A 5889-nucleotide genomic window follows, 5' to 3' on the forward strand; every position below is an offset into this window, starting at 1 on the left:
GTCCGTCGCGCCCGGGTTGACGGCGTTGACGGTCACGCCCCGAGGCGCGAGCGCCGCCGACAGGCTTTTGGCCAACGGCACGAGCGCGCCCTTCGACGCGACGTAGGCCAACTCGCCCGGCATCGGCGCCGATTGCTGGCCCGAGGTCAGGAGCACGACGCGCCCGCCCGGTCGGTCGTCGTGCTGCGCCGCGAAGGCCTGGACGAGCAACAAGGTCGCGCGCACGTTGACCGCCAGGTGCCGGTCGATCTCGTCGCCCTCGAGGTCGCCCAGCCCACCCATCGTGCTGTACGTGTGGTTGGCGACGACGATGTCGAGGTGTGGGCCGGCTGCGCCGACCTGACGGTTCGAGGCCGAGGCCACGACACGTTCTGGGGCGCCCGGTGCTGCCAGGTCGTCCTCGAGGCCGTGGACGTCGGTGCCATGACGGCGGAGCTCGTCGAGCAGGGGCTCGAGCCCGCCGCCGTCGGCACCCCACGGCATCTCGGCGTCGTACGGCCGAAAGGCGTGGACCTCGAGGTCGGCCCCGAGAGAGGCGAGCCGGTCGGCGATGGCGAACCCGATGCCGACGCGGCGGCTGCAGCCGGTGACGAGCGCGCGGCGGCCGGCGAGAGGAGGGGGCATGGTGGTTCGGGCGGTGACCGTCGGCGTCCTCGAGGTCGAAAACGCACCGAGGCCCGGTTCGGCCTCGAGGTCGCGATCGGCACGGGGTGGGTTCCTAGGTGCGCGAGGGCGACGGCCGAGATGTCCACGCGATCCCGGGGGCGGAGCCTCCTTTGGTCGGAGCCCCCTCGGTCGTCCGTCCGAGGCCCGTCCTCGAGGTCGCGCCCGAGGGCCGCCTCAATCGACGAAGCCCTCCTCGCGGTACTTCTTGAGCTTGTTGCGGATCGTTCGGTCCGAGATGCCCAGGCGCTCGGCGGCCTGAATCTGGTTGCCGTCCGTCTCCTGGAGCGCCTGCAAGATCATGTGCCGCTCCATCTCGTCGAGCGTCGTGACGGCGAGCGGACGGGGAGACAAGCCTCCGTCGATCGGCGCCGCGTCATCGAGGCCGGCGTGGTGGACGTCCCCCGGCTCAATGGTGTCGCGCTCGGCCGAGAGCACGACGCCTCGGTGGACCATGTTCTCGAGCTGACGGACGTTCCCCGGCCAGTCGGCCGAGGCAAACCGGTCCATGAGCGTCGGAGCGATGGTCTTCGGCGGGTAGCCGTAGAGGTCGCAGTACTTCTCTACGAACCGTTCGGCGAGCAGGCGGACATCGTCACCTCGTTCTCGCAGCGGGGGAAGTGAGACCGGAAAGACGGCAAGCCGGTGGTAGAGGTCGTCACGGAAGGCGCCGTCCTCGATGGCCCCCGCCACGTCGCGGTTGGTCGTCGCGACGATGCGGACATCGACCTTCTTAGGGCGCTTGGCACCGACCGCTTGGACCTCGCCCTCTTGAAGCACGCGCAACAGCTTGGCCTGGACAGCCGGAGCCACCTCGGTCACCTCGTCCAAGAGGAGCGTCCCGCCGTCAGCCTCCTCGAACACACCGGTGTGGTCCGACGAGGCACCCGTAAATGAGCCCTTCTTATGCCCGAAGAGGGCGCTTTCAACCAACTCGCGGGGCAGGTTGGCGCAGTTGATCGCGACAAACGGTCCGGACCGCTGGCTCGCGTCGTGGATCGTCCTCGAGAGGACTTCCTTGCCGGTCCCGCTTTCGCCATGGATGAAGACCGGTGCCTTGGACATCGCGACCCGAGTGGTGAGCTCTCGCAACGACGTGATGCTCGGGTGTTGGCCGATGAACGGGGGACCGGTCCGCGAACCGCTCCGGGGCGTGCGCGCCCTCGAGGACAGCTGCGTCGCCGAGGACGTGACGCGGGCCTTGCGCCGGGCCTCGATCTGACCGATCACGCGCTCCGCGAGCGCGTCGACCGCGAACGGCTTGGGCAGGTAGTCAACCGCGCCGTTGGCCATCGCCTGGACAGCGTGCTGGACACTTGCGTGCCCCGTCATCATGATGGCCGGTGTGTCCGGGTAGTTCTCGCGGACATGGGCGAGTAACTCGAACCCATCCATCTCCGGCATCTGGAAGTCGGTCAGGACCAGATCGAACGGCTGGTCGCGCATGAGCTCGACGGCCGAGACGGCGTCGCCGGCCGTCGTGACCTCGACGCCGCGGCGTTCGAGCAAACGGGAGACGACGGTTCGGAGCGGGAGCTCGTCGTCGACAAATAGGACTCGGGAGGGGGAGGCCAGCGATGCAGACATGTCCACGTGGAGGTTCAGCGCCAAAGTAGACCTCGAGGGGAACCGAGAGCCGGCAAGCGTTTCCTGCCACGGCCAAACGTGCCGTCGCCGCACCATCGAGGGGACTCTAATGGCCAGTTGAGGGCCAGATGAGGGATGGCACAGGGATCGCAGAGCGCCCAGCACGCCCGAGATCCTATGACGCCTCCCAACCTCCGCATCCTCCAGAACGCCATGCAGGCGTACTCGTGGCGGATGCAGGCGCTGTCCTCCAACGTCGCCAACCTCGACACCCCCGGCTACGACCGGCTGTCGGTCCGCTTTGAGGAGACGTTGCAGCGCGCCCGTAGCGGACCCGGAGCCGCGGACGCCGTTACAGCCGAGGCCGTCGAGGAGGACCGCCCACCGCTCCTTGAGGACGAGCTCATGGAGATCGCCGACACCCAGATGCGCACGCAGTTGGCCTCGAGGGCGCTCCACGAGCACTTCTCCCGGATGCGCACCGGGATCACCGGCCGCACCATGTAACGGCGACCGGGCTCTCGACCCTGTCACCCCATTCATCGACCTCGATGCTGTCTCCAATTCGCGGCGCAAGCCCGTTTCGAACTGCCGCTCGAGGCCTGGAAGCCCAGCGCATCCGGCTCGGTGTCGCGACCGAGAACATCGCCAATGCGACTACCACGCGAACGGAAGACGGGGTGCCGTATCAGCCCAAGCGCGCCGTCCAAACGGCCCAAGGCGGCGTCCGTCGTTTCGAGGCGGCTCTCCGCCAGGCTGAAATGCCGATGCGGTCCACCCATCCTCGTCACATGGGCGGCATTGCCCGTGCGCGGTCTGTGGGGCGCGCTGAGCTAGGCCCCGCGACCGAAGTCGTCTCCGACAACCGTGAGCGACTCGAATACGACCCCACCCACCCGGACGCCGACGCTGACGGATACGTCCACTACCCCGACATCAACGTCGTGGACGAGATGGCCCAGATGATCTCGGCCAACCGGGTCTACGAGGCCAACCTGACATCGGTCAAGGCCGCAAAAGAGATGATTAAGCGCTCCCTCGAAATCTGATGAACATCCCGTCCTACACCTCGCAGTACAACACGCTCGGGGTCCAGCCGGCTTCCTCTAGAGCACCTGTTGAGCAGGCCGCCGCCGCTCGGCTGTCCGCCGCCGAAGAGGCTCAAATCGCCGATGCGTTTCCGGCCCGGCCTCAGGTCGAGCAGAAGCTATACGGTCCGGGCCGAGGCGTCCACCAACCGGCCCAGATCGGCGCTCGGCTCGACCTTTCCGCGTGATGACCGTCTCCGCCATAGCCGCTCGCGTCGGACAGACCCAGACCGTCCAGCCAGGCCGGATCAACATCTTGGGCCCCGGTGGCGAGACCGGGGCCGCTGGCGCGCCCGTAGGGCCGCCGTTTGGAGCCACGATGGCCCAGGCCATCGACCGCGTCGACATGGCGCAGAAGTCGGCCGACGCGCAGGTCGAGGCCTTCGTGGCCGGCGAGACCGAGAACGTCCACGACGTCATGATCTCGATGAACCAGGCCGAGCTCCACTTCCAGATGCTCACCGAGGTCCGCAACAAGCTCCTCGAGGGCTACCAGGAAATCATGAGGATGCAGATCTAGAGGAGCCCTCGAGGTTGGGAAACCCCCGCCCTCGAGGACGCCCCGCTCTATCCCGACCTCGAGGCCGCTGCCTCACGACCCCTACCTCCCCATCCGTCCCATGTCCTCCATCGCTCAGGCCCGCGAGTCTATCGAGCAGCTGCCGCCCCAGCGCCGCATGGTGCTCGGCGGCGTGGTGGTCGCCGTGGTCGTCGGGCTCCTCCTGGTGGCCCGGTGGGCGAGCCAACCGGACTACGCGCTGCTGTTCGGCAACCTGGCCGCTCAAGACGCTGGGAGCGTCGTGGAGGCCCTCGAGAGTCAGGGCATCAACTACGACCTGCGCGACGGTGGTACAGCCGTGTTCGTCCCCCGCGACCAGGTCTACGCGCTCCGCGTGAGCATGGCGACGGCTGGAACTGTCACGGATGGCCCTGCGGGCTACGAGCTGTTCGACACCGGAACGTTGGGCATGACCGACTTTATGCAGCGGCTCAACGTCAAGCGCGCCCTCGAGGGCGAGCTCTCGAGGACGATCGCGTCGGTCCGACAGATCGAGCGGGCGCGCGTTCACCTGGTGCTGCCCGAGCGGAGCCCGTTCCGGGACCAGCAGATCGCCGCCACGGCGTCGGTCGTGCTGTCGGTCCGCGGGACGCTGTCACCGGACCAAGTGTCGGGCGTCGCCGCACTCGTCGCGGGTGCCGTCGAGGACATGGATCCGACCCAGGTCACCGTCCTCGACGAGGCCGGACGGATGCTGACCGGACCCGGAGCCGATGCGGGAGAGGGCGGGCTGTCCACGGCCCAGATGCGGATGCGCCGCGAGGTCGAGGAGCACCTGGCCGGCGCTGGCCAGACGATGCTCGACCAGATGCTCGGTCCTGGCCGCGCCGTCGTGCGCGTCGCCGCTGACCTCGACTTGTCCAGCACCGTGACGGAGCGCAATGCCGTCGACCCGGAGAGCCAAACGATGATCTCTGAAGAACGCCAGGACGAGACCGCCGACGGCGTCGCGGCCAACTCGATGGTCCGCAACTACGAACTGACGCGCGAGCTGACGCGGGCCGAACAAGAAGCCGGCTCCATTCGCACCCTGACCGTCTCAGTCCTTCTCGACGAGGCCGCTCCGCCAGCCGTCGACCGTCCTCGAGAAGAGGGCGAGCCGACGCCGTTCAGTGACGAGCAAGTCCGCCAGATCGAGAGTTTGGTCAAGAACGCCGTCGGGTTCGACGAGGGCCGCGGCGACCGCTTCGCGGTCCAGCAGATCAGGTTCTCGGAACCGCCCGAGCCCGAGACCGGCCTGCTCGACGGCGTCGACACGATGACCCTCGCCGGGATGGGCATGCAGTACGGGATCGTACTCCTCGCCTTGTTCCTCGGCTACCGCTTGCTCCGCCGCCTGACCGACAGCGTCAACGAGAACGACGCCGACCTCGAGGACGGGACCGTCGAGCCCGGCGAACTGTCCGTCGGCGCCGACGGGCAACTCCTGGGGCCGGACGGGCAGCCGCGCACCACCATCGAAGCCGTCGACGCGGACCCGTACGCCGAGAAGCTCGCTACCGACATCGACCTGGTCGAAGCAACCGACGTCCTCGAGGACGTCCGCGCCGCGGTTGCTGCCGACCCCGAAGCCGCCGCCGCCATCGTGCGGGGCTGGATCCACGAGTCCTAGGACCGCCGTCGAGGCCGATCCCCACTTCCATGACCGAGACCTTCCCCGATACTCTGACCGGCCTTCAGCGCGCCGCCGTGCTGGTCGTCGCACTCGGCGTCGAGACGGCCGCTCAGTTCTTGCCGTCGCTCAGCGACGATGAGATCGAAAAGCTGTCTGTCGAGATCGCCCGCTTGGACCAGGTCCCGGGCGCTATCGTCGCAGACGTTCTGGATGCGTTTCAGGCGACGGACAGCGAGATCACCATCGTCCCCGCGTCAGGTGGACTGGAGGCGGCCCGCGCGGTGATCGGCCAACTCGATCAAGACCGGGCGTCGATTATCGAGCCGCGCATGCTTGCGGCGACCGAAGGGACCGGGTTCGACATCGCGGCGACCAAG

General features: G+C 68.1%; 7 protein-coding genes and 1 pseudogene. 6 read left to right on the top strand and 2 right to left on the bottom strand.

Annotated elements, in window-relative coordinates:
* Together WBA11_RS07110 and WBA11_RS07115 are read right to left on the bottom strand one after the other, a co-directional pair.
* On the bottom strand, nt 1–624 hold a 624-nt coding region (locus WBA11_RS07110), incomplete at its 3' end, for an SDR family NAD(P)-dependent oxidoreductase (RefSeq protein WP_424520006.1).
* 216 nt (nt 625–840) lie between these two features.
* A complete protein-coding gene (locus tag WBA11_RS07115) occupies nt 841–2250 on the bottom strand; it encodes a sigma-54-dependent transcriptional regulator (protein ID WP_424520007.1) in 1410 nt (469 codons plus the stop codon).
* A gap of 177 nt (nt 2251–2427) precedes the next feature.
* Between WBA11_RS07115 and WBA11_RS07120 the strand changes: the two genes are divergently transcribed.
* The 6 genes and pseudogenes from WBA11_RS07120 to WBA11_RS07145 form a co-directional block, all read left to right on the top strand.
* Nucleotides 2428–2757 carry a flagellar basal body rod protein FlgB gene (locus WBA11_RS07120; RefSeq protein ID WP_424520008.1) on the top strand — a complete coding sequence of 110 codons (330 nt, stop codon included), beginning with the start codon at nt 2428–2430 and terminating at the stop codon, nt 2755–2757.
* A gap of 44 nt (nt 2758–2801) precedes the next feature.
* The gene (gene flgC, locus WBA11_RS07125) at nt 2802–3299 is read left to right on the top strand and encodes a flagellar basal body rod protein FlgC (protein ID WP_424520009.1); all 498 of its coding nucleotides are present in this window, start codon (nt 2802–2804) and stop codon (nt 3297–3299) included.
* A complete protein-coding gene (locus tag WBA11_RS07130; protein WP_424520010.1) occupies nt 3299–3526 on the top strand; it encodes a hypothetical protein in 228 nt (75 codons plus the stop codon). The genes flgC and WBA11_RS07130 overlap by 1 nt, the downstream gene beginning before the upstream one ends.
* Nucleotides 3526–3858 (top strand): flagellar hook-basal body complex protein FliE, encoded by a 333-nt coding sequence (gene fliE, locus WBA11_RS07135; RefSeq protein WP_424520011.1) that lies wholly within the window; start codon nt 3526–3528, stop codon nt 3856–3858. Before WBA11_RS07130 ends, fliE begins: the two co-directional genes overlap by 1 nt.
* 100 nt (nt 3859–3958) lie before the next feature.
* Complete coding sequence (gene fliF, locus WBA11_RS07140) at nt 3959–5509, top strand: flagellar basal-body MS-ring/collar protein FliF (protein WP_424520012.1); 1551 nt, start codon at nt 3959–3961, stop codon at nt 5507–5509.
* 29 nt (nt 5510–5538) lie between these two features.
* A pseudogene (locus WBA11_RS07145) lies at nt 5539–5889 on the top strand (flagellar motor switch protein FliG); the annotation flags it as partial.

The organism is Rubrivirga sp. (genome assembly GCF_049648075.1).
In the GTDB taxonomy this organism is placed as follows: domain Bacteria; phylum Bacteroidota; class Rhodothermia; order Rhodothermales; family Rubricoccaceae; genus Rubrivirga.

Excerpts from the sequence above, each read along its gene's own strand:
- WBA11_RS07115 (WP_424520007.1), bottom strand. The coding sequence starts at position 2,250 with ATGTCTGCATCGCTGGCCTCCCCCTCCCGAGTCCTATTTGTCGACGAC.
- WBA11_RS07130 (WP_424520010.1), top strand. The coding sequence starts at position 3,299 with ATGAACATCCCGTCCTACACCTCGCAGTACAACACGCTCGGGGTCCAG.
- fliF (WP_424520012.1), top strand. The coding sequence starts at position 3,959 with ATGTCCTCCATCGCTCAGGCCCGCGAGTCTATCGAGCAGCTGCCGCCC.
- WBA11_RS07120 (WP_424520008.1), top strand. The coding sequence starts at position 2,428 with ATGACGCCTCCCAACCTCCGCATCCTCCAGAACGCCATGCAGGCGTAC.
- flgC (WP_424520009.1), top strand. The coding sequence starts at position 2,802 with ATGCTGTCTCCAATTCGCGGCGCAAGCCCGTTTCGAACTGCCGCTCGA.
- fliE (WP_424520011.1), top strand. The coding sequence starts at position 3,526 with ATGACCGTCTCCGCCATAGCCGCTCGCGTCGGACAGACCCAGACCGTC.